Origin of the sequence: Acetobacterium sp. UBA5834, assembly GCF_002435675.1 — a bacterium.
GTDB classification, from domain to species: domain Bacteria; phylum Bacillota; class Clostridia; order Eubacteriales; family Eubacteriaceae; genus Acetobacterium; species Acetobacterium wieringae.
This window is the reverse complement of sequence record NZ_DJGY01000044.1, coordinates 59,715-82,246: the sequence shown is the minus strand read 5'-3', so window position 1 is coordinate 82,246 and position 22,532 is coordinate 59,715. Positions and strand designations below refer to the sequence as shown.

Here is a 22,532-nt window from a genome sequence, read left to right as displayed (position 1 = left end):
TCACCTTCTTTCTAGCTGTTTGTCATCACACCCCATACCAGGCATCGATTTCTTTGTATAAATCGCCAAAGAATGCTGTCATCGATTTCGGCTTTAACTGTTTCACAATTTCATCCTCATTTAAAAACTCTTTGCCTTTAAGTAAACCACAGCTAAATCCTTTTTCCAGCTTACCGATTAAATCTTCACTTAATTCCAGATTTTCGCCTTGGACCCTAACCACATTTTCAAAGTAATGGGTTTTACGGGGTGACATGCCACCCACGATAAAAATTGGTTCAGCATTGTCCAGGTTTCCTTTGACAACCAGACTCAAATTTTCAACGGTTTCGACAATGGCTTTCACGCGTGCTGCCTTTTCTTCAGAGCTGGCTTCATTGTTAAAATTTTCATCCTTGCCAACCATTTCCAGATCAATGGTTAAGCTATATACTTTTAATGATTTATCATACTCATACTGATATGGCATTAAACCTGCGGGATTATCTTTTGTCTTTTCCTGTAAATTAATTCCTTTCTGCCGTGCTTCAGTACTGGCCAAATAAAGGTTATTGTGGAAACGGGTCTCATTGACAAAGTTATCGGTTGAAATCGCATCAGTAAGATAGAAGGAGCTCTTACGGATATAGGTCGTTCCTTTGGTGCTCATATAACCACCCTCCAGTGCCTTACAATTGGCGGCGTTTAAATCTTCGGTTACCAATTTTTGTGTAGCACCGTCGACTTCTGTCTGGAGATCATCATATAAACCACTTTGTACCATTATCGCATTTTTTAAGCTTTCACGACTCCGTATCGAATAGACTTTTTTATTCTTGAATACTTTTTGCACACTGGAAATAATTCCCAAACCTTCTGAGTAATTGGCGGTCATATTTGCCACAATCGTTAGTGTTAATGCTTTTTTCATGCTTGTGTTCCTCCTTCATTTTTTGTCTTATAATCAGTCTCGTTTCGCAATGCATTGATAAATGTATAGGCAATGTCTTTATTGTTTTCAAAATCTTCAAATAAATCATAGGCAAAATTAAACGAAACATCTGAATAATTGGATAATTGTAAAAGGATCTGACAGACCCGATCATAATCCTTAAAGACAATTGCGCTGGTTAATTTTTGGCGATAGGATTCAATTTTATTAGTCGGTATTTTTTTTACCACTTCTTTGGCACAGGCATAAGCGCCACTCATTTTCTTTTTCATCATTTCTCCCCCCCTGCGGATTAACCAATTAATCTCAATAAACTGACTTATTAAATAATCATTGCCGTTTTTTTGTTTTAAGAACAGCTCGATGAGTTCATCGGTTAATATTAAATTTAAAATACAATTGGTCACTTTTTCCTGAATATCGATGTAGTAATTGTCATTGATTTTTAAAGAAAAACAAAATGACTTGTAATTAATAAAATCAATTTTACCCATGGTTTTTAAAATTTTCATACTTTCTTTACGGATATAGAGGGTTTCAAAAAAATCACGTTCCCGATTTTTGTAAATCACTTCTACATCTTCATCGATAAAACCCGCCGAATGAATAATACTGTTGAACAAGGAATAACGGACATTCTGATTATTGTTTTTGTTTTCATCATGATCTTTTTGGATCTGATGACTTAAAAAGGTATGCGTCTGTTTTAGCTGCTTTAATGAGCGATTGGCATTGATAAAAAACGCCTCCCGATCGCCATTAAAAGCGAAAGGAACCCAGTCAAAGAGAAGAGAATCTATTCCAGTTTTTGTTTTTGCATTGAAATTATAGGCACTTGAACGACCTTTTTTCCCCACATCGAGGGAATAACCTGTTAATCGGCAGCAGTCTCCACTTTCATTGCACAGTTGATAGGTATTGTTGTAATTGGCATAGAGATTTTTCTTATACCGGAAACTCTCTTTGGTTAAATGATCCCTGTTTTCTTCGATAGCTGTCAGAATCTCCTGCTTGTTCTGACCATCAAACTTCATTTTGCTAAAAACACTTTTCATCACAGTATTTCCCGCTAACCATGAATTGATTTCTTTCAATTCGTCGTCATTAAACTGCGATTTCTTCAGCTGTTCCTGGATCAGCAGTGGGTATAAGTCTTTTGAATAAATTTTTCTAACAAAATCAAAATAGCTTGCTTCTGTCAAAAGCGCTTTTGCAAAACATAGATATTCAAAACCTGTTTCACTTTCATACACAATTAGCGCCTGATCCGGTAAATCTTTTACTATCTCTACTTCATTGAGCAATTCAACTTCTTTTTCAACAATCGGAATTGCCAGAAAGTCAAAATACTTCATCAATCCCAAAGCCGCAGCCGAATAACGCCACTCGTTAGCTGACAATTTAATGTAGGTTTTTTCGTTAATTATAAATGCTTCAATCACCTTGAACCTCCTTTCAGAACAAATCCTGGGCAATTAATTCAAGTAGTCCAAAACCAGCACTGTGACGGGAACCCATTCCGGCATCATAAAAATACTGAAGCAAGTCAGCCTCTGCTTCGAATTGAAACAACCCTGTCGAAACAGGTATAAAGCGGTTATAATGCTTAACTGGCACAATTTTGCAATTTAAAGGTTTACATTTTAAGTTCTCGGCTTTGTTTTCTCCCAATCCTGCCCGGACAGCCTGGTTAATCAGGACCATTTTCAACTTCTCAAGAAATAAATCATCATTATGGACGTAATAATTGTCGGTATTTTGTACCCGGTCATGGTCTCTGATACAAAGACCCGAACCCATTGCGGTCTGAAAAATAACTCTATTGGTGATTATCTTTTCGATCTTTTTTTCATGAATGGCAACAAGTTTCATTTCATTGCTGTTCGGTAATGGAAATGGCTTATTTTTCTGGGCAATAAAAGCTGCATACATAATAAGGGCAACCTTATCCTGATCAACAGCCGAAAATAAAACTTTCAACTGGGGTTTACCCAATATAATTTTTTCCTTTTGAAAATCAGGTCTATTAAATACGATCGAGAATGAAAACGACTTTGCAATGGTATCCTTATAAAAGCGATCAAAATACTCACCGCCTTTTGCTTCAGACAGTGACTTTTTTATAAAAGATATCATGATCTTCCGGTAATCCAATGGAAATTCCAAATTTTTTAAATTAAAATATAATTCGAGTTTCAATAGATTTCACCTCCTTTAATCCTAAACAGCTCAATACGTCCCAAAGAAGACGGCTGTTATAAACTGATCGTTTTAGCAAGCTCTTACATAACAAAACCCTCCTTAAGAATTTATACTTCTAATTTATAACTTTAATGCCGAACTTTTTTCAGCACAATGCAAATGATAATTAATCATTTAGATTTAATTATTTTTAACTTTATCTTAACATATCTTTTTATTATGACAAATTATTTTTCAACTTTTTTGTTTGATTTTCATTTTTTTATTATTATATCTTTATTGTTGTGCCATATGTGGGATAGGTTCTCATAATTTTCGCAATTTTTAAATAATTCTACATAATTTCTTTTAAGGTTATTTATCTAACCGATTGCGCTGCTTAAAACCTCGGCGTAACCATAATCCTATTGAGAAAAAACAGCCACTACATTATAATCAAGGTAAATAGAGGAGGTTACGACCATGTATATTATCAACGACATCGCTTACGCCGGGGAACCTCCGCCGATGCTGAAAATCAAGTCGGTGCGACCGCTTGGCGACTACCGTTTGTGGGTGTGCTTTAGCACCGATGAAACAAAAATTTTTGATTTTAAACCCTTGCTGGATGACCCCGTCTTTATCCCCCTCAAAGACAAGGCCGTGTTCGAGCAGGTGTATGTCGACTATGGTGTGGCCGTATGGAATGATGGCGATATTGATATTGCCCCAGAAAAACTCTATGCCGACGGGATTGCGGTCAACGACGCTGAAATTGCCTGAACGCTTTCACTTAAGCTTATTTAAATAACTGCCAAACAAAAAAACAGCGACCCGACATCGCTGTTTTTTAATTGCTTTTTTTATTTGCTTTCCCTACTCCCGCTCCTCCCCCAGCTCCGCCACCACCTGTCTCAGCCGTTTGGGGATCGGCACCCCCAGGGCACCGAGGTTTTCGATGATGCTTAAGCCTTCATTGGAGAGGTAGAAGAAGATCATCGCCGAACGCAGGGGCACACCGTGTGCGCCCGGGTTGACGGTTTTAAGAAAACAGGTTGAAAGGGTTAGGGCTGCTTTTTCCGGTTAACTGATTAAAGAAAACGAATCACCAATTTTAACAATTTGTCAAAAAATGTTTCCCTACCTTTACAATGGCTTGATACCGCCAGATCATACTACAGTTCCCGGCCGTCCCGGAGGCATTTAATCTGAACGATGCCCGGCCTATAAAAATTGAGCATCAAAAGATTGTCGTTTGCACAGCTCGCATTTTTACAGTTTCATCAGCTGACTCAACCATTTGTATTCCACCGTTTCCGGTTTAATATGCCAGACCTGATTGCCATTAATCACCCTCGTCATAACCTTTTTCTGATAAAGATGGTTTTTAGGGTATACTATACCCTATCAGCAGACGATCAAACGGACTGAAATAAAAAGGAGGTGCCCGATGAAAAATGACACTGCACCCAACACAAAGTTATCCACCAACGTGATCCGGATCACCGTGATTGCTCTGGCCATTAATGCCCTGGACTATTTTTTAATCCGCAACCTGTTTTCTGACGTTGCCAACCCTGCTATTTTTTACGGTCTTGGTTTTATGGTGCTGTTTATGCCAGTGCTCGCTGTTTATCTGCACCGACAACAAAAAAGCGCTAATCCGGAGGACAACGACCAGCCTGACAGCTGTGAAATCGATAAAACTGCTTTAACCCGTGAAATTGATGAAAGTGAAGCCCGCTATCGGGTTCTGGTCGAAAACTCACCGGCAGGCATTATCACCTGTGACCTCGACGGTAACATCACCACCGTCAATCCGGCTACCCTGAAACTACTGGGATCGCCTTCCGCACAAGCCACCAAACAGATCAATGTGTTTACCTTCGGGCCCTTGGTTGAATGCGGTATCGCTGGCAGTCTGAAAAAAAGTCTGGAAACCGGAGAAATCGTCACCTGCGAAACTTTCTATACCACCAAATGGGGCAAAAAGGTTTATATGCGGATGCATTGTGCCCCGCTTCACAGCTTTTCCGGTGCCATCGTCGGGGTTCAGGGAATTCTTGAGGATTTCACGGCTAATAAAAAAGCCCAGGATCAACTTAAGACCTATTATCACGTCATTGAGCACAGTCCGGTGGCGGTGCTCATCAGTGATAATAAAGGGCAGATTGAATACATTAATCCCAAATATGTTGAGCTGACCGGTTATACGCCGGATGACGTCCTCGGCAACAATGTCAGTATGTTATATGCCAGAGACCAAGCGTCAGCGGAATATTATCAAGAACTACTTCATGAGGTCCAGACGGGTAATGTCTGGCGTAGAGAAGCTTTTAATGTGCGCAAGAATGGCGAGGGTTACTGGGAGAATATTTCCGTCTCCCCGGTACTGGATGAAAATGGCCAAATTTATCATTTTGTTGTTTTGAAGGAAGATATCACCAAGCGCCGGGAGGAATCAGAAAAAGCAAAATACCTGGCCTATCATGACAGTCTGACCGGGTTGTCCAATCGCAGCCTTTTTTATGACCGACTGATGATAGCCGTGGCCAATGCCACCCGTTATCAGAGCCAGATGGCGGTCATGTTTCTGGACCTTGACGGCTTCAAGGAAATTAATGACACCTATGGACATGATACTGGCGACGACGTTTTAAAGGCCGTCGCCGAACAGCTCAAAACAGTCATGCGCAAAGGCGATACCGTCGCCAGAATGGGTGGTGATGAGTTCACCCTGATTGTTCCGGAGTTTGAAGATATAAGGGATGTGGAATTAGTGGCCGAAAAAATTCTTAAGTCGCTGCGTCAGCCCTTAACGGAAAAAGCACTACTGATTACCCCCAGCATCGGGATTGCCTTTTATCCCCAGCACGGCATCAATCATGAAGCCCTGTTAAGCCATGCCGACAAGGCCATGTATCAGGCCAAAAAACAGGGTAAAAATAATTATCAGATTTATGAACCGGATCAGGAAACCACAAATCCAGACCGGCACCAGTACAACACGTAGCCAATAAAACCAAACCCGCAAAAAAAAGACAGCCATCACTAGCTGTCTTAACTATTTTTTAATGGTCGGAGTGAGAGGATTTGAACCTCCGGCCTCATGGTCCCGAACCATGCGCTCTACCAAGCTGAGCCACACCCCGTAATATGTTGCATTTCCGACTCATATATTGTAAACTATAATAGATAAAAACACAATCATAAATTTAAATTTTTTCGATGTTAAGGAGGAACCCTACCATGCACAAAAGAAACCCACTCTATCGTGTTGGCGCATTGGTTTTAGTCGCCGTTATTGTTTTAAGTCTTCTTGTTGTTTACAGTTTCTAATCTGAATGAATATTCGCGTTATTGCTGTTGGAAAAATAAAAGAAAAATATTTAACCCAGGCTATTCAGGAATACACCAAACGACTAAGCGCCTATTGTCGCCTGGAATTAATCGAAGTTAAAGATGAGAAAATTCCAGAAAACGCCAGCGAAGCTCAGCGCCAAAAAGCCGTGGACAGTGAAGGACGCCGAGTTCTTTCTCATTTGAAAGATGATGAAATTCTGGCCACCCTGGAAATACAGGGCGATCAACTGGACTCACCAACTTTTGCCAGGAAAATCGAAAACTATGGCATTCAGGGAAAAAGCCAAATCACCTTTGTCATTGGCGGTTCCATCGGGCTTTCCCCTGAGATTACCAGTCGTTCACAATGGAAATGCTCCTTTTCTAAAATGACATTTCCCCACCAGTTATTTCGAGTGATGCTGTTAGAGCAAATCTATCGTTCCTTTAAGATAATCCGTGGCGAAACATATCATAAATAGCTAATTCAATTTAAACACTGAGAGGTAAAACATGCCGGACTATGTACTAAAAGCCACCGCCGGAAACGGACAGATTCGGGTCTTTGCGGCAACGACACAGGGACTCGCCGAAACCGCCCGTAAGCTTCATCACACCAGCCCAGTCGTTACCCAGGCATTGGGCCGATTATTGACTGCCGGTTCACTGATGGGGTCAATGATGAAAAATGCGGATGAACTGATCACTTTAAAAATCGCCAGTGATGGCCCACTCAGCGGCTTATTGGTAACCGCCGATGCCAGCGGCAATGTCAAAGGTTATCCCTATGTCAGTGATCTTTCTGACACCATGGAATCCCCCATGCCGGTTTCAGAAGCCATTGGCGATGGTGCCTTGAACATTTTAAAAGATATCGGTTTAAAAGAGCCTTATGTTGGTTATTCACCACTTGTCAGCGGTGAACTGGCCGAAGATTTAACTTATTATTATGCGCAATCTGAACAAATTCCCACCTCGGTTTCCCTAGGCGTTTTATTAAATGATGATGGCACAGTCCGACAGGCTGGGGGATTTATTATTCAATTAATGCCGGATACCGATGATGACGTGATTGATGCCCTGGAAGCAGCCCTGGCTGATACCCCATCTTTGACCAAACAGCTTGACGAAGGAAAAACGCTGGAAGAAATTATGGAAGGTCTGTTTAAACACCTGAACTTAAAGATTTCCAAAACAGAAATCACCCGGTTTATTTGTGATTGCTCCCGCCAGCGTATTACCAAAGCACTGATATCGATTGGAAAAAAAGATCTAATCGACATGATCGCAGATCAGGAAGATATCGAAATCAACTGTGACTTTTGTAAGGAAAAATATCTCTTTACCCCCGAAGACCTACAGTCCATCCTGGATCGCATCATAGAAAAAGAGGGTTGATATGGCTATAAAATCGCGCTCCAGTGGTGTCTTGATGCCAGTTCCCGCCTTACCGGGGGATTACGGCATCGGAACGTTAGGCAGTGATGCCCGCACTTTTGTTGACCTGCTTCAATCCATGGGCTTTGGCTACTGGCAAATTCTGCCAGTAGGTCCTGTGGACAGCTGTTTTTCGCCATATAAAAGTACATCCGCTTTTGCTGGTAATCCCCTTTTGATTGACCTTGAACGGTTATACCAATGGGGTTTATTAACTGCGGATGAACTGGCAACCGGTAAATCTACTGCTCCTGCTTACTCCATTAATTATCCCGATCTGATCTGCAATCGTCATTCTATTTTCAAGCTGGCTTTTTCTCGACTCACACCAAAGCAAAAAACAGACATTCAAAACTATGTCGAAGCCAACAGCGAGTGGCTTCCAGATTTTTCCTTATATACAGTTTTAGCCCAACATTATTCTGAAGAAGACTGGACTAAATGGGACAATCAGGATCTGGTAAAGCGAACGCCAGCCGCACTTTCCATCGCCCGATCTGACTTTTGTGAAGAGATTAATTTTCAGAATTTTCTCCAATACACCTATGCTAAACAATGGTCGGCTCTTAAAGATTATGCTAATACAAAAGCGATAAAAATTATCGGCGATATGCCCATATATGTTGCGCATACCAGTGCCGATGTGTGGTGCCATCCGGAGCTTTTCCTGTTGGACGAAAAAGGCTCTCCCATTGAAATTTCCGGGGTTCCTCCAGACTATTTTGCCAAAAACGGTCAACTATGGGGTAATCCATTATATCGTTGGGATGTGATGAAAAAAGACCACTATTCCTGGTGGATGCGACGGATAAAAAAAGCACTGGCGGATTTTGACATGGTTCGAATCGATCATTTTCGGGGCTTTTCTGCATATTGGTCAGTCCCGGCAAGTGAAGCAACTGCCAAAAATGGTCGTTGGGTTCCCGGCCCGGCGATGGATTTCTTCAGGCAATTGGAAAAGACCTTTCCCAAACCGAGTATCATTGCTGAAGATCTGGGGCTTCAGGATGAAGACCTGGTCAAATTGTTAAAAGACACCGGTTTTCCCGGAATGCGGATCATGGAATTTGCCTTCATTGATGATTTGGATAATATTCATCTGCCCCATAACTACAGCGCCAATACCGTAGCCTACTCAGGGACCCATGACAATAATACACTACTGGGGACTTTTTTTGACTACACCCCGGAACATCGTCGTTATGCTTTTGACTACTGCGGCTACACTGAGGCCTGGGAAAACCAATGGCAGATCGGCGGCCACCAGAGTCCTTCCTGTCGGGCTTTTATCCGCACCCTTTTTCAGAGTGCTGCCAATTTAGTCATCCTGCCCATTCAAGATATTTGCGGATATGGCTGCGACACCCGCATGAATGAACCCGGAACCACAGCGAATAACTGGGTTTTTCGAATGACCCGGGACGGTCTTTTACAAATCGATGTTGATTGGTACAATCGTATCAATCATCTCTATCATCGAAAAGCTCTGTCTGTCATCTGACTACGGACGATCTGATTTCCTGATTCTTTCTGCAAACCATTACTTTAGCGCGCTAATGCAATACTGCAGATTGTGTAAATCAGTGTCATTAAAACAAGTGTCCGTATCATTCAAACATTTCTTAATATAAACTTGCAATAAAAGTGTAAACTTTGGTATAATAGCCACAGGTAAAAATTAGGAAAAAAAGAAAAAGGAGGACTTTACCTTGAAAAAACCTTTATCAGTATTATTGTCTCTGGCTTTGGTCGTAACCATGGCCGCTGGTTGTTCTAGCGGAACAACAACAACTTCTTCTGGGGATAGCGACGTCATTAAAATTGGCGTATTCGAACCCTTAACCGGTGCAAATGCCGCTGGTGGCGAGCTGGAAGTTGAAGGGGTCGAATTGGCCAACAAATTGCGTCCAGAAGTATTAGGCAAAAAGGTTGAATTGGTCATTGCTGATAACAAATCAGACAAGGCTGAAGCAACAACTGCTGCTGCCCGTTTAATTGAAAAAGACAAGGTTGTTGCCATCTTAGGTTCCTGGGGATCTTCACTCTCCATTGCTGCTGGTGACGTTGTCAAAACAAACCAAATTCCTGCCGTTGCGCTTTCAGCAACCAATCCACAGGTTACCGCCGGAAATGATTACTACTTCCGTGTTTGCTTCCTTGATCCCTTCCAGGGAACGGTCATGGCCAACTATGCTTCTAAAAAACTGAATGCAAAAAAAGTTGCCATCATCCAGGAAGTTTCCAATGACTACTCAGTTGGCTTAGCTAAATTCTTTACCGATTCTTTTGTTAAACTAACTGGCGATCCAAATGCCATCGTAGCTACTGGTAATTACAATACTGGCGATCAGGATTTCAACGGAATCTTAACCAATATTAAAGCTGCCAATCCCGATGCCATTTTTGCTCCTGGTAATTTCACCGAATCCGCATTGATTATCAAACAGGCCCGTGCCCTTGGCATCACTGCTCCATTTATTGGTGGTGATACCTGGGAAACAAACGAATTCATCACCGTTGGTGGTGCTGATGTAGAAGGCGCAGTCATGTCAACATTCTTTGACGATACCAATCCACTGACAGAAGCCGGTAAAACATTTGTTGCCGAATACAAAAAAGCTTATCCTGACCGTGAAAACATTGCAGCTGTAACAGCCCTTGGTTATGACGGCTACATGATGACCCTGGATGCGATTGAGCGAGCAGGATCTGCTGATCCTGTTGCCATCCGTGACGCACTGGCGGCCACTAAAGACTTTGAAGGCGCTACTGGGATGATTACCATTGATGCCAATGGTGACGCTACTAAAAATGAAGCGATCATTAAAACCGTTAAAGATGGTAAATTCACCTACATGGATTCCGTTACAATTGACTAACAAAAAGTCACAAATTACCATAAAGAAGTCATATTTTATGTGACTTCTTTTATGCGCAAGGGTGCGCAAAACAAAACGTACACTGTCTGTTTTGTTTGTGCTGCCTTCACACCAACTAACTTTGAGGGTATTTGTATGATCAGATACCCTCAATTTAAATTAAATGATATAACGAGGTTATAATTATGGTCGTTGGAATGACAATGGAAACATTCTTGCAGCAACTAATAAATGGTTTATCTCTTGGGAGTTTGTATGCGTTGATCGCCATCGGTTACACGATGGTTTATGGTATCTTAAGACTGATCAACTTTGCCCATGGCGATATCTTTATGATGGCTGCCTATTTCACATATTTTGGGATTGCCGTGTTCTTTCTTCCCTGGTATGTCACGTTTATTATTACAATTGGGTTAACCATTTTACTCGGTGTCACGATAGAACGGGTAGCCTATCGTCCGCTCCGTGATGCACCTAAAACATCACTATTAATTTCAGCGATTGGGGTATCATTTTTGCTTGAAAATGTTGCCACTTACTTATTTTCAGGAAAGCCACAAGCGTTTCCAGAATTCCCGCTTTTGACAACACCTTTCTTTATAGGCGGTTTGTCGATTCAACCGGTTTCTATTGTTATTCCAATTGTTGCGTTTATCTTGATGTCAGCACTACTTTTTATGATTAATAAAACCAAACTTGGTATGGCCATGCGGGCTGTCGCAGTCGATTATGATACCGCCAAACTCATGGGTATTAAGATCAATGGGGTCATTTCTTCAACCTTTGCCATCGGTTCTGCGCTAGCTGCCGTCGGTGCTATTTTATGGTGTATGAAATACCCATCGGTGTTACCCCTCATGGGCGTTGTTCCCGGATTAAAATGTTTTATTGCCGCCGTAATCGGTGGAATTGGTAATGTTAAAGGCGCCGTTCTTGGGGGCCTGATCCTCGGGTTTTCGGAAGTACTGATGGTCGCCTTCTTTCCAGCACTTACCGGTTACCGGGACGCCATCGCATTTGTCATCTTGATTATTATTCTGCTCTTTCTTCCCAATGGTCTCCTTGGTAAGAAACAAGTGGAAAAGGTTTAGGGGAGGTACCAAAAATGAACGAAACTCAAAACAGCCTCGGTGCCTACTTAAAACTTCACTGGAAAACAGCGGTTTTCTTAGTTGTTCTCCTGATTGGAATAGGTTTAGCCGATATTTTTGTTGATTCCTATATGCGTCGTTTACTGAATTTATGCGCAATTTATGTCATCGTCAGTTTGGCAATGAATCTGGTTAATGGTTTTACCGGTCAGTTTTCATTGGGCCAGGCCGGTTTTATGGCGATCGGCGCCTATACTGTCGCCATCTTTACAGTGCCTGTTGAATCTCGTGCGGCCATTTTTTATCTGGAACCGATGGCGCCTTTCTTAGCTAATATCCAGTTGCCCTTTGTGGTGGCATTGATTCTGGGTGGTCTGGCTTCAGTGGTGGTGGCCTTCTTTATTGGCTCCCCCTGTCTACGGCTTCGGGGTGATTATCTGGCCATCGCAACTCTCGGGTTTTCGGAAATTATTCGTATTGTCTTTACCAATACGCAATCGATCACAAATGGCGCCCTGGGTATTAAGAGTATTCCCACCATCAGCAGTCTCTGGTGGACCTATGGAACCGCTCTGCTGATCATTATCGCAACCATTTTACTTGTTTACTCGTCCTATGGCCGGGCCTTCAAGTCCATCCGGGAGGACGAAATTGCTGCCGAAGCGATGGGGGTTGGGCTCTTTAAAACAAAGATGACTTCCTTCCTGATTGGAGCATTTTTTACTGGCATCGGTGGTGGATTATTCGCCGCCCTATTGGGTACTGTTGATCCCAAACAGTTTTATTTCACCCTGACGTATAACTTTTTGCTGATCATTGTCCTTGGTGGAATGGGCAGCATCTCCGGAACCATCATTGCCAGTTTCCTGGTTACACTGGGACAGGAAGCCCTGCGTTTTCTGGATGAGCCCATGGCCTTCGGCCTGGATCTGCCGATCTTTCGACCCGGTCTGCGAATGGTTGTATTTTCATTCCTGCTGATGATTATCGTACTTTTCTATCGCAAAGGCTTAATGGGTACCAATGAACTCACCTGGGATTTCATGGCGCAGAAATTCCAGTCCATCAAGAAAAAACTGAGCCGAAAAAAGACCTCGACTGAAGGAGGTGGCAAGTAATGAGTCTGCTTAGAACAGAAAATGTCATCATGCAGTTTGGCGGTGTTGTCGCCGTCAACGACTTAAATATCAATATTAAAAAGGGTGAACTGGCTGCCCTGATCGGACCCAATGGGGCCGGTAAAACCACTGCCTTTAATGTCATCACCGGGGTTTATACGCCCACCAGCGGCAAGGTTCTTTTTACCCCAACCGATAAAAGCGGCACCGCCACTGAAATTGATATTACCGGTAAAAAGCCGGATAAAATCACAGCTCTGGGTGTCGCCCGAACCTTTCAGAACATCCGCTTATTCAAGGAATTGTCTGTTCTTGAAAATGTTCAGGTTGCTACCCACTTAAATACTGATTATAGTTTTTTATCTGCGATTTTGAGAACCCCCAAAGCCCGGAAGGGCGAAGCTCAGGCTAAAGCCGACTGTGAATTTTTGCTGGAACGATTGGGACTTATTGATTTAAGAAATGAAAAAGCTTCATCGCTCCCCTATGGACAACAGCGGCATCTGGAAATTGCCCGGGCCTTGGCAACCAAGCCACAGTTACTGCTGCTTGATGAGCCAGCAGCCGGCATGAATCCTCAGGAAACTGATGAACTGACGGATCTGATTTTTAAACTGAAAACGGATTTTGATCTGACCATTTTTATGATTGAACATCATATGGATCTGGTCATGGAAATTTCTGATCATATCTATGTATTGGATTTTGGCTGTACCATCGCCAAAGGAACCCCAGATGAGGTTCAGAATAATCCTAAGGTTATTGAAGCATATTTGGGGGTAGACGCCGATGTTGAAGATTAGTAATTTACAGGTCGCTTATGGCGGTATTGAAGCGGTTAAGGGCATTGATCTGGAAGTGCCAGAAGGCAAAATCGTGACTCTGATCGGCGCCAATGGGGCGGGAAAAAGCACCACGCTGCGAGCCATTGTCAATTTGGTTAAATCAAAAGCTGGCAGCATCACCTATAACGGTGAAGAACTGCTGGGCCTTGATACCACCAAAGTCGTTGACAAGGGTATTACTCTGGTTCCGGAAGGACGGCATGTATTTCCCGATCTGACCGTGCTGGAAAATCTCAAGATTGGCGCTTATATGCGCAAGGATAATCTGGACGCCGACATCAAGCATATTTACAGTCTCTTCCCCCGGCTGGAAGAACGTTCCTGGCAGGCCGCAGGCACCTTATCCGGTGGCGAGCAGCAAATGCTTGCAGTTGGTCGGGCCATGATGAGCCGGCCAAAACTATTGATGATGGATGAACCATCCTCGGGTCTGGCCCCCTTGGTTGTTCAGGGTATTTTTGATATCATCGAGACCCTTAATAAAGAAGGAATGACCATTCTTTTAATTGAACAAAATGCCAATATGGCCCTTCGGGTCGCTGATTATGCCTACGTACTGGAAACAGGCAAGATTACCAAAGCTGGAACTGGCCGGGAACTACTGGCTGATGAAAGCATTAAAGAAGCCTATCTGGGCAAAAGCCAACGAAACAAATAAGAAAAACTCCAATTATTCAGTTTTGAATAATTGGAGTTTTTTTATCGTCGCGAAATAATAACCTTGTTATTGATGGTCAGCGTTTTGTTAAACACCCGTTTGAATTTTTTGCCACATTCGTTGATGATCATATTATCAAATACTGAATGACCGGTTGTGAGGACATTCAGCTGGACTTCTTTTTCCAGAATCACGCAATTCACATCCTTGACGACACCATCCATACTGCGATCCAGATATTCTGATATTTGCAGAAACAAGCTCAATTGATCGATGAGGTGCCGCTCTTCATTCTGGAGCAGCCCCATGTATTCTTCCGAAATATGGATTTTTTTATTGGTACGATGATTAAGCGCAATAAAGGCACTCATTAAAAGCTCTTTCTGTTCGATCCCCAACAAACCGGAGTTTAAAATAATATAAAAACTATGCTCGTGATGATTTCCAAATTGAAGCTTGATGCCAACATCATGAAGCATGGCCGAGGCCCGGATCATCTTGCGGACGTCTTCTTTGATGCCATGGAGTGGTTTGAGCTGCTCAAACAGGTTTTCGGTCAGCTTCAGCACATGATAGGCGTGAGGGATATTCACATTAAAGTTTAACATGATATTGACCAGAGACAGTTCAAAAATATCATAAACCAGATTGTCTTCATTATAGCCAAAATAATCGTAGATGATCCCATCCCGTAACCCGGCATTACTGATAATGAGTTCTGGCGAATCAATATGTTTCATAACCCGTTCCAGGGTATGGCTCGAACCCACGAAAATATCGATCCGACCCTTGGACAATCCTTTAAGATTGGAACGTTCCGCTAAATTCATACTGGCGGCCATTTCGCAGATCCGCTTGACATCATTGGATTTCATCCGATAATTATGGGCAATTTCCAAAGGATAATCGATGAAACTCCGGTGGATCCGGCCAACATTTCGAATTGTCCCACCCACGCCAATAACCGGCAACCCCTCAGCCTTTTTAAGGATTGCAATCGTACTAAATGCTTCTTTTAAAAACTCATCGAGAGCTTTCAGTTTTTTCTCTGATACCTCGTCGGTCAAATCAAATTTTTCGGCCAAATCGATGGAACCAAAGGGCAAACTCACCGCCTCTACCTTCTTGCGGTCTTTGATCAGCACAAACTCGGTACTCCCACCGCCGATGTCCATCAGCAAGGCGTCTTTAACATCAAGGGTGTTAATCGCGCCCAGGTAATCCATTGAAGCCTCGACTTCTCCGGGAATAATGGCCACATCCAAACCGACTTCGGTTTTAATTCGCGCCACATAGTCAGCTCCATTTGATGCTTTACGAACCGCTGCCGTTGCTACCGTAATTACCTTTTCGATGCCGTAGGCATCACACATACTAACAAACATGGTCAGGGTTTCGATTCCGAAATCCATCCGATCCTGCTGCAGTTTTCCGGTTTCAGCCAGCTTATCATTTAACCGGACATTCACCTTGACATCGTCAATAATCTGAAAATATTCATTGTTGTAGTATTCACCAATCACCAGATGGACACTGTTTGAGCCAATGTCGATGACTCCAATATTTCGCCTATCCATTGCTATTCTCCCTCACTATTATGTTTTATAACGGCTTTATTCTTGACCTGTTCAAATTCTGCTTCAGCTTCTTTGCAGAAGTAATCCTGACAGGAAAGCAATTCCTTGCCACGTTTGTCAACCCGGATATACTCTCCTGTTTCAGTCATTAACCGGGTTTTGATGGTGTCTTTTAAAGTAATCTCCAAAATGTGCTTTAGTTTTTTCTTGAGACTCTCTTCTTCAACCGGAAACAATGTCTCAATTCGCCGGTTCAGGTTTCGCTCCATCCAGTCGGCACTGGACAGAAAAATGTCTTCCTTACCCTGGTTGTAAAAATAATAGATCCGGCTGTGTTCCAAAAAGGTTCCCACAATGCTGTGAACCGTGATGTGCTCACTGATGCCCGGTAACCCTGGTTTGAGTGAGCACATTCCCCGGACAATCAGTTGAATTTCCACCCCAGCCTGAGAGGCCTCATAAAGCTTGTTGATGATATCTTCATCGACAAGGGCATTCATTTTGGCAAGGATTTTACCTTTTTCTCCCATTTTGACATTTTCAATTTCCCGGTCAATGGCAATGTAAAAGGCATTTCTAAGCGTTTTCGGAGCCACCTCGATCTTTTTCCACAAAGTGTAGTGACTGTAGCCGGACAAGAGGTTAAACAAGGTTGAAACATCCGACCCATAACTCTCTTTGGCAGTGAACATTCCCAAATCGGTGTAAAGACCGGCGGTCACATCATTATAATTCCCGGTTCCAAGATGTACATACCGCCGGATCCCATCGGACTCTTTGCGAACCACCAGAATCATTTTACAATGGATTTTTAGCCCTACCAACCCATAAATGACATGACACCCAGCCTGCTCCAGTTTCTTCGCCCAGACAATATTATTGGCTTCGTCAAAGCGCGCTTTGAGTTCGACCAATACAGTAACCTGTTTACCATTTTGGGCTGCCTGAATCAATGCTTCAATGATTGGCGAGTCGCCACTGACCCGATACAACGTTTGTTTGATGGCCAGCACATCGGGATCGATGGATGCCGCCCGGACAAAATCAACCACTGTTTGAAAAGACTGATACGGATGGTGCAAGAGGCGATCCTTCTCCCGGATGACTTCAAAGATGTCGTCAACCTCATAGAATTCATTGGAGATAAGCGGGGTATAGCGGGGCTCCCGGAGTTCATTAAACTCGCTGCGGTTCTGAAATTTCATAAAGCAGGTCAAATCCAGGTTTCCCTTGAGTTCATAAAGCTCACTTTCGATAATTTCCAATTCATGCATCAACCATTTTTTCATTTTTTTACTCATGTCCCGGGTTACTTCCAGTTTAATGCTGGCTCCCCATTTACGTTGCTGAATTGATTTCTCAATTTCAATCAGTAAATCCTCGGCTTCATCCTCATCGATGGCTAAATCGCCATTACGGGTAATCCGGAATTCACTGACCTGCTTGACATCATAACCGGTAAAAAGTTCATTTACAAACGGGCTGATTAAATCTTCAATAAAAATATAGTTTAGCACATCCGATTCTTTCGCTTTCGGTAATGCAATGATTCGGTCCAGAACCTTGGGGATTTCCAGGATCGCCATAAAATCTTTTTCATCCTTAATCTTCGCCTCGGTGTCATGGAGCATGATACACAGATAAACCTGATTGTTTTTTACTAACGGAAAGGGGCGACTGTTGTCAATGGCTTGTGGCGTCAAAACCGGATAACACTCATGCCGGAAATAATGAAGGGCGAAGTCTTTGCCTTCCTCATTCAGTTCATCATAACGCAAAAAAAAGATATTGTTCTGATTCAGCTCCGGGATGATCGATTTTGATAAGCAGGTATACTGCCGAGCCATCATTTCCTGAGTCATGCTGTTAAGAACTGCCAACTGTTCAATCGGGGTTAGTCCATCTACCGATTTTTTGTTGTAGCCAACATTAATCTGATCCATAATCCCAGCAACCCGCACCATAAAAAACTCATCGAGATTTGATGCCGTAATCGCCAAAAATTTCAACCGATCCATTACCAGGTTGCATTTGTCATAAGCCTCGTCTAATACCCGGTAATTAAAATCCAGCCAACTGATTTCACGGTTTATAAATAATCTACTTTTCATGATTCAACCCTCTTAATTTTTAATATCGGTTTAATGCCATAAACATTCTCCATGGTTGCCCGACTTGCTTTAAAGAAATACTCTTCCAACTGAAAATTTTTCCCGGTGGTTAATTCAAGCATCAATTTTTCGTCCTTGACATGACAGTGAAGGTTTTGTATTTTTTGCTGATAACTCTTATCCAGGGCAATGGCCAGCTTTAAAATAGCCGCCAGTTTGGCTACCAGCAACTGTTCTTTTTCATCACTGGAATGAATCTTTTCTTCCACTTTAATAAAATTCGTTTTAACCGCCTCGGCGACCTTACCCATCACCGCTTTCTCTTCCTGGTTAACCCCGATAATGTCGGTTGTTTCAATAATATAGCGGCTTTGCACCCAAAAATTTTTATGATCAATAAAACTGCCCACCTCCATCAGATAACAGAGCATCGATAAGAGCTGCCGCTCTCTTTTTCCCAGTTGGTGATATTTTTTGAGCGAGTCAAATATCTTTAAGCTGATTTTTTCAACAAATTCCGAATGCCTGTGACTGGTATGATACTTTTTACCGATGGTTTTAGCAGAAAGATAACTGCCCTCTTCGATCCATTCAATCAACTGTTGTTTTTTTGTGATCTGGAATTCAAAATCCAAAAAAGCATCGCCGATAATCATCGGAATCAAAATAAAGGTTTCGACTCCTGTTTCAGCCAGTAGCTTTAAATAAAGCATCAGGGTATGATTCAGGGTTTCTGCTTCACTTTGATCCAAAAGTGGGTACTTTTTCAATAATTGGTTCACGGTCAGATCGCCCGCCACCTTGCACAGCTTCCCAAAATCCTCGGCATTGATCACATAATAATCCTGTCGTTCCGTGATGCCACAAAGCTGAGCAATGACATCAACTTCGTGGGAGGATACAAAAAGTCTTTTAATGTGACGTTTTCTGATGTTTTCAACAATATCCTGGGTATTGATGGAGATGAACTCCATCAGTAACGTTTCAAAGCGCTCCGAGTTTTCTTCGATGGATTTCAGGATTTCCTTCATTTTTAAATAACCCAGCTCAGCGGTCTGATGATAATCAATGACTCCATTTTTTAGGAGTGCCACTGACACATTCCCGCTGGAGATAGATGCCAGCATCTGATCCTCTTTGGTATCAGTGATTATATTAAATTGCGGATCGCACTTTAACACCATATGGCGATAAATAAGATGGGTCTCTTCTTCCTTGTCGAGAATTTCCACCTCGTAACCACCGGTATTGATTTTGATTTGTTCAAGAATATAAAGCCGATTTCTGGCTTCACGGAGAGCTGTTGTTCCAAATATTTTAATCGATTCAACGCCGTAGGTTTTAGACATTTCGATGTATTCATTAATCGTTTGACACAAGGCATATACAGATTTAAATGAGATCTCCCCTTTAGTAAAGCTCTGACTCCCAAAATTAATGGGAAACATGGCTCGATCCAATATTTTAATGCAGCCTTTGCCCCGCTGTCCAACGATCAGTTCACAACGGATTGAACCAATATAGATTACTGAAAACCGCTTAATCATAAACGTCACCTCGCATTCTTTTTTCTATTTTATCACAATTTAAACACTTTTTTTGTTAAAACTAATCGAAACACTGATTTTTTTTCAATAAAACAGCTCATCAGGGTAGTTATGTTTTCAGCGCTAGCGCTTTTATGTTACAATAGTAAAAGACTTTACATCAGGAGGAAAATCTTTTGCTTGGAACCATTATCAATGCCGCCGCCATTGTTGTCTGCGGCCTCATCGGCCTATTATTTAAACGGGCTTTACCACAACGTCTCTGTGAAACCATTACCCAAGGTCTGGGACTGGGCGTAGTTGTCATTGGCATCACGATGACCATCGAAACCGAAAACATTATGCTGATGCTGCTGAGTCTATTATTTGGCGGCATCCTGGGGGAACTGATCAATATTGAAAAACAATTAAAACGAATTGGCGACAGCCTGGAAAAAAAGATGAAAAACAATAGCAATAATATCTCCCACGGCTTTGTCAGTGCCTCGCTGCTTTTCTGCACCGGCTCGATGGCCATTATGGGTGCTTTGGAAAATGGGCTCACCGGGACGGTCAGTATTCTTCTGAGCAAGTCGCTCTTGGATGGTATTTTTTCGATGATTCTCTCATCGACTTTAGGAATCGGCGTCGTCTTTTCCGCTATTCCAGTTCTTCTCTACCAGGGCAGCATTTCACTTTTAGCTGGCTCAGTCAAAACCCTGCTCTCTCCGGAAATGATCACCGAAATGAATGCTGTTGGTGGCGTTCTAATCTTGGCCATTGGTATTAATATGCTTAAAATCAAAGAGCTTAAGGTCGGCAACCTGCTGCCAGCAGTTTTTATGCCGATTCTGTTTATCTGGATCATGGGAATTTTGGGAATTTAGCATAAAAAAAGTGTAGAATTCAAAACCGATTCGGTTAAATTCTACACTTTTTAAGCAAGCCATCATTACGACTTTTTTTATACTAATTGAAAACGCTGTTTAGACTTCTGAAAATGCGTTTTTATCAACGCCACATTCTGGACAGACCCAATCTTCAGGAATATCGGCAAACGCAGTTCCAGCTGCTACCCCGTTGTCTGGATCTCCTAATTCTGGATCATAAACATAACCACAGATATCACATTCAAATTTTTGCATTGTATTTCTCCTTTACTCTTAGAATGACATATTTCTATTATAATCATTCTAAGCAATATTACAATGTTTTTTTTTACTATTCAGTTTTTTCTCGCAATTTTCATTAAAAAGAAAATGCGTCAGATGAATTGTCGAAGATTGGCCGCACCGATCAAACCGGCTTCATTTCGAAAGGTAGCCAGCACAATTTCAGGCATTGCATACTGGGGATAGGTTAAACAACTTTTGGCGCTGGCCTGAATCCGGTTTAAAAGAAAATCTCCAGCCTCAGACAAGCCACCACCAATTACGAATATCCCGGGATCTATGAGATCGTTGATGTTGGAAATGGCCCAACCTAAATATTTAGCCAGCCGATTGACTGCTGCCAACGCCAGTACATCGCCAGCTTTGGCAGCATCAAAAATTCGTTTGGCATCATAAGTGTCGTCTTTTTTTAATTCGGACTCCACGCCTTCATCTAGTTGTTTCTGACAATAGCGAATCAGTGCTGTTGCCGAAGCAAAGGTTTCAAGACAGCCGTTTTTGCCGCAATTGCAGTCGTAGAAATTTTCTTCCATGATCATGTGGCCGGCTTCTGAGGCGACCCCATGGGCTCCCGAAATAATCCGATCATTGATGATCACCCCACCACCGACACCGGTGCCAAGGGTTAATAACACCGAGCTGGTTCGACCCCGAGTGCTGCCAAATGCCGCTTCAGCAATACAAGCTGCCGTGGCATCATTAACCAGAAGCACCTCAAGTGCCAGGACTGCTTCGAGATCTTGCTTTAGTGCTTTGTTCTTCCAATTAAGATTAGGACAGGAAACGACGGTTGATCCATCCCCTGAGAGGATTCCGGGAATTCCGATTCCCACGGTGGTTTCTTCCGGTGAAAGCTGAACCAGTTCGTTTATTAATGCAGCAAGATCACTCACTACACGATCATAGCCCATTTGGCTTTGGGTTTTGACTCGCCGTTCTTCCTGAATGACACCCCGATGATTGACAATACCACCTTTAATTGCGGTGCCACCTAAATCAATACCGATTCCCATCCTATTCCTCCCTTTTTAACTGATGGCTGTGGTTGATAATCCCGCCATCGAATTAAGACTAATCAACGACACACCTAGACTAAGACCAGCGGCTACCACTTCCAGTCCAATCACTGGAAGCGCCGTTTTTTTGTAACTCACACCGTAGACAATGGCCAGACCAATAATGGTCAGGACAATCTGCCAGATATTGAAAATGCTGAAAATCCCTCCCAGGAAGGCCACCCAATCCATCTCATAAACCTTGGTCATATCAATCGGTTTTTGAAAGAAAATATTGAGAATATTCTGGAAAATTTTGGGGAAATAACTCAGGCCGACCACATACACTGCTGTCTTAAACGAACCCTCACCCCCCATTTTCTTTAACACCAGATTAAAGATGGCTGCCTTCACCACCATGGCAACTGCCACGCTGATGATCCCGGAGATGATTCCGGTAACAATGCTAATGGTTTTAACCATTCCCATCTGATCAGCTGGCAGATCCATGGTGCCTACCACATTTCCGGCAATGACACCTGTTAAACAGCCGATCATGGCAATAATCAAAATTGGGATAATCAGAGAATGTTTTTCTTTTTCGGCAACCTGTTTAAAAAATCTGACCGGATTAATTAATAAATATAAATAGTTCATCCTTACTCCTTC

General features: G+C 42.5%; 21 protein-coding genes and 1 tRNA gene. 11 read left to right on the top strand and 11 right to left on the bottom strand.

The annotated features are described in order from the left end of the window. Positions 1 to 25 precede the first annotated feature (25 nt). Genes cas7i through cas6 form a run of 3 tightly spaced genes read right to left on the bottom strand, consistent with a single transcriptional unit; the run spans position 26 to position 3,130 of the window. Complete coding sequence (gene cas7i / locus B3F51_RS09055; RefSeq protein ID WP_286946674.1) at positions 26 to 910, bottom strand: type I-B CRISPR-associated protein Cas7/Cst2/DevR; 885 nt, start codon at positions 908 to 910, stop codon at positions 26 to 28. Beyond that, a complete protein-coding gene (gene cas8a1 / locus B3F51_RS09050) occupies positions 907 to 2,373 on the bottom strand; it encodes a type I CRISPR-associated protein Cas8a1/Csx8 (RefSeq protein WP_286946672.1) in 1,467 nt (488 codons plus the stop codon). Before cas8a1 ends, cas7i begins: the two co-directional genes overlap by 4 nt. Before the next feature lie 13 nt (positions 2,374 to 2,386). After that, on the bottom strand, positions 2,387 to 3,130 hold the full coding sequence (gene cas6, locus B3F51_RS09045; RefSeq protein ID WP_286809255.1) for a CRISPR-associated endoribonuclease Cas6: 744 nt from the start codon (positions 3,128 to 3,130) through the stop codon (positions 2,387 to 2,389). A 465-nt stretch (positions 3,131 to 3,595) separates the two neighbouring features. Here cas6 and B3F51_RS09040 point away from each other — a divergent pair, with 465 nt between their 5' ends. Further along, positions 3,596 to 3,895: a DUF2442 domain-containing protein gene (locus B3F51_RS09040; RefSeq protein WP_286946669.1), complete on the top strand. Its 300-nt coding sequence runs from the start codon at positions 3,596 to 3,598 to the stop codon at positions 3,893 to 3,895. Positions 3,896 to 3,988: 93 nt separating this feature from the next. On the opposite strand, the gene B3F51_RS09035 is transcribed toward B3F51_RS09040, so the two are convergent. Beyond that, positions 3,989 to 4,129 carry a phage holin family protein gene (locus tag B3F51_RS09035; protein WP_148636394.1) on the bottom strand — a complete coding sequence of 47 codons (141 nt, stop codon included), beginning with the start codon at positions 4,127 to 4,129 and terminating at the stop codon, positions 3,989 to 3,991. 433 nt (positions 4,130 to 4,562) lie between these two features. On the opposite strand from B3F51_RS09035, the gene B3F51_RS09030 reads away from it, so the two are divergent. Beyond that, a complete protein-coding gene (locus tag B3F51_RS09030) occupies positions 4,563 to 6,125 on the top strand; it encodes a sensor domain-containing protein (protein WP_286946668.1) in 1,563 nt (520 codons plus the stop codon). 62 nt (positions 6,126 to 6,187) lie between these two features. Here B3F51_RS09030 and B3F51_RS09025 read toward each other — a convergent pair. Further along, positions 6,188 to 6,264 (bottom strand) — tRNA-Pro (locus B3F51_RS09025). 192 nt (positions 6,265 to 6,456) lie between these two features. On the opposite strand from B3F51_RS09025, the gene rlmH reads away from it, so the two are divergent. The 8 genes from rlmH to B3F51_RS08985 all read left to right on the top strand — a co-directional run bounded on the left by rlmH (position 6,457) and on the right by B3F51_RS08985 (position 14,482). Beyond that, entirely contained in the window at positions 6,457 to 6,936 is a 480-nt protein-coding gene (rlmH, locus tag B3F51_RS09020; protein WP_070371127.1) for a 23S rRNA (pseudouridine(1915)-N(3))-methyltransferase RlmH, read from the top strand. A 31-nt stretch (positions 6,937 to 6,967) separates the two neighbouring features. Continuing rightward, positions 6,968 to 7,852 carry an Hsp33 family molecular chaperone HslO gene (hslO, locus tag B3F51_RS09015; RefSeq protein WP_148636391.1) on the top strand — a complete coding sequence of 295 codons (885 nt, stop codon included), beginning with the start codon at positions 6,968 to 6,970 and terminating at the stop codon, positions 7,850 to 7,852. A gap of 1 nt (position 7,853) precedes the next feature. Continuing rightward, positions 7,854 to 9,392, top strand: a complete 1,539-nt coding sequence (malQ, locus tag B3F51_RS09010; RefSeq protein WP_286946667.1) for a 4-alpha-glucanotransferase — start codon at positions 7,854 to 7,856, stop codon at positions 9,390 to 9,392. A gap of 208 nt (positions 9,393 to 9,600) precedes the next feature. Further along, entirely contained in the window at positions 9,601 to 10,770 is a 1,170-nt protein-coding gene (locus tag B3F51_RS09005) for an ABC transporter substrate-binding protein (protein WP_070371124.1), read from the top strand. Between the two features lie 197 nt (positions 10,771 to 10,967). Further along, positions 10,968 to 11,861, top strand: coding sequence for a branched-chain amino acid ABC transporter permease (locus B3F51_RS09000; protein ID WP_070371226.1), 894 nt, complete (start codon positions 10,968 to 10,970; stop codon positions 11,859 to 11,861). Positions 11,862 to 11,875: 14 nt separating this feature from the next. Next, on the top strand, positions 11,876 to 12,979 hold the full coding sequence (locus B3F51_RS08995; protein WP_148636389.1) for a branched-chain amino acid ABC transporter permease: 1,104 nt from the start codon (positions 11,876 to 11,878) through the stop codon (positions 12,977 to 12,979). Then, positions 12,979 to 13,782 carry an ABC transporter ATP-binding protein gene (locus tag B3F51_RS08990; RefSeq protein WP_070371122.1) on the top strand — a complete coding sequence of 268 codons (804 nt, stop codon included), beginning with the start codon at positions 12,979 to 12,981 and terminating at the stop codon, positions 13,780 to 13,782. Before B3F51_RS08995 ends, B3F51_RS08990 begins: the two co-directional genes overlap by 1 nt. Continuing rightward, positions 13,769 to 14,482, top strand: a complete 714-nt coding sequence (locus tag B3F51_RS08985; RefSeq protein WP_286946665.1) for an ABC transporter ATP-binding protein — start codon at positions 13,769 to 13,771, stop codon at positions 14,480 to 14,482. The genes B3F51_RS08990 and B3F51_RS08985 overlap by 14 nt, the downstream gene beginning before the upstream one ends. Before the next feature lie 41 nt (positions 14,483 to 14,523). Here the strand turns inward: B3F51_RS08985 and B3F51_RS08980 are convergent, their stop codons facing one another. Genes B3F51_RS08980 through B3F51_RS08970 form a run of 3 tightly spaced genes read right to left on the bottom strand, consistent with a single transcriptional unit; the run spans position 14,524 to position 19,717 of the window. Beyond that, positions 14,524 to 16,059, bottom strand: coding sequence for a Ppx/GppA phosphatase family protein (locus B3F51_RS08980; protein ID WP_250932945.1), 1,536 nt, complete (start codon positions 16,057 to 16,059; stop codon positions 14,524 to 14,526). A gap of 2 nt (positions 16,060 to 16,061) precedes the next feature. After that, the gene (locus B3F51_RS08975) at positions 16,062 to 18,170 is read right to left on the bottom strand and encodes an RNA degradosome polyphosphate kinase (protein ID WP_286946663.1); all 2,109 of its coding nucleotides are present in this window, start codon (positions 18,168 to 18,170) and stop codon (positions 16,062 to 16,064) included. Then, positions 18,167 to 19,717 carry an exopolyphosphatase gene (locus B3F51_RS08970; RefSeq protein ID WP_250932949.1) on the bottom strand — a complete coding sequence of 517 codons (1,551 nt, stop codon included), beginning with the start codon at positions 19,715 to 19,717 and terminating at the stop codon, positions 18,167 to 18,169. Before B3F51_RS08970 ends, B3F51_RS08975 begins: the two co-directional genes overlap by 4 nt. Positions 19,718 to 19,893: 176 nt before the next feature. Here B3F51_RS08970 and B3F51_RS08965 point away from each other — a divergent pair, with 176 nt between their 5' ends. Then, positions 19,894 to 20,583 carry a DUF554 domain-containing protein gene (locus B3F51_RS08965; RefSeq protein ID WP_250932950.1) on the top strand — a complete coding sequence of 230 codons (690 nt, stop codon included), beginning with the start codon at positions 19,894 to 19,896 and terminating at the stop codon, positions 20,581 to 20,583. 99 nt (positions 20,584 to 20,682) lie between these two features. On the opposite strand, the gene rd is transcribed toward B3F51_RS08965, so the two are convergent. The 3 genes from rd to B3F51_RS08950 form a co-directional block, all read right to left on the bottom strand. Continuing rightward, complete coding sequence (gene rd, locus B3F51_RS08960) at positions 20,683 to 20,841, bottom strand: rubredoxin (RefSeq protein WP_070371116.1); 159 nt, start codon at positions 20,839 to 20,841, stop codon at positions 20,683 to 20,685. A gap of 119 nt (positions 20,842 to 20,960) precedes the next feature. After that, positions 20,961 to 21,881, bottom strand: coding sequence for an ROK family protein (locus tag B3F51_RS08955; RefSeq protein ID WP_070371115.1), 921 nt, complete (start codon positions 21,879 to 21,881; stop codon positions 20,961 to 20,963). Between the two features lie 15 nt (positions 21,882 to 21,896). Next, the gene (locus tag B3F51_RS08950) at positions 21,897 to 22,520 is read right to left on the bottom strand and encodes a Yip1 family protein (RefSeq protein ID WP_070371114.1); all 624 of its coding nucleotides are present in this window, start codon (positions 22,518 to 22,520) and stop codon (positions 21,897 to 21,899) included. Between the last annotated feature and the right edge of the window lie 12 nt (positions 22,521 to 22,532).

What these genes read in the sequence shown, in the direction of transcription:
- malQ (WP_286946667.1), top strand. Translation starts at nt 7,854, where the DNA reads ATGGCTATAAAATCGCGCTCCAGTGGTGTCTTGATGCCAGTTCCCGCC.
- B3F51_RS09040 (WP_286946669.1), top strand. Translation starts at nt 3,596, where the DNA reads ATGTATATTATCAACGACATCGCTTACGCCGGGGAACCTCCGCCGATG.
- rlmH (WP_070371127.1), top strand. Translation starts at nt 6,457, where the DNA reads ATGAATATTCGCGTTATTGCTGTTGGAAAAATAAAAGAAAAATATTTA.
- B3F51_RS08980 (WP_250932945.1), bottom strand. Translation starts at nt 16,059, where the DNA reads ATGGATAGGCGAAATATTGGAGTCATCGACATTGGCTCAAACAGTGTC.
- B3F51_RS08955 (WP_070371115.1), bottom strand. Translation starts at nt 21,881, where the DNA reads ATGGGAATCGGTATTGATTTAGGTGGCACCGCAATTAAAGGTGGTATT.
- cas7i (WP_286946674.1), bottom strand. Translation starts at nt 910, where the DNA reads ATGAAAAAAGCATTAACACTAACGATTGTGGCAAATATGACCGCCAAT.
- B3F51_RS08990 (WP_070371122.1), top strand. Translation starts at nt 12,979, where the DNA reads ATGAGTCTGCTTAGAACAGAAAATGTCATCATGCAGTTTGGCGGTGTT.
- B3F51_RS09030 (WP_286946668.1), top strand. Translation starts at nt 4,563, where the DNA reads ATGAAAAATGACACTGCACCCAACACAAAGTTATCCACCAACGTGATC.
- rd (WP_070371116.1), bottom strand. Translation starts at nt 20,841, where the DNA reads ATGCAAAAATTTGAATGTGATATCTGTGGTTATGTTTATGATCCAGAA.
- B3F51_RS08995 (WP_148636389.1), top strand. Translation starts at nt 11,876, where the DNA reads ATGAACGAAACTCAAAACAGCCTCGGTGCCTACTTAAAACTTCACTGG.
- B3F51_RS08975 (WP_286946663.1), bottom strand. Translation starts at nt 18,170, where the DNA reads ATGAAAAGTAGATTATTTATAAACCGTGAAATCAGTTGGCTGGATTTT.
- B3F51_RS08970 (WP_250932949.1), bottom strand. Translation starts at nt 19,717, where the DNA reads ATGATTAAGCGGTTTTCAGTAATCTATATTGGTTCAATCCGTTGTGAA.
- B3F51_RS08950 (WP_070371114.1), bottom strand. Translation starts at nt 22,520, where the DNA reads ATGAACTATTTATATTTATTAATTAATCCGGTCAGATTTTTTAAACAG.
- hslO (WP_148636391.1), top strand. Translation starts at nt 6,968, where the DNA reads ATGCCGGACTATGTACTAAAAGCCACCGCCGGAAACGGACAGATTCGG.
- B3F51_RS08985 (WP_286946665.1), top strand. Translation starts at nt 13,769, where the DNA reads ATGTTGAAGATTAGTAATTTACAGGTCGCTTATGGCGGTATTGAAGCG.
- B3F51_RS09000 (WP_070371226.1), top strand. Translation starts at nt 10,968, where the DNA reads ATGACAATGGAAACATTCTTGCAGCAACTAATAAATGGTTTATCTCTT.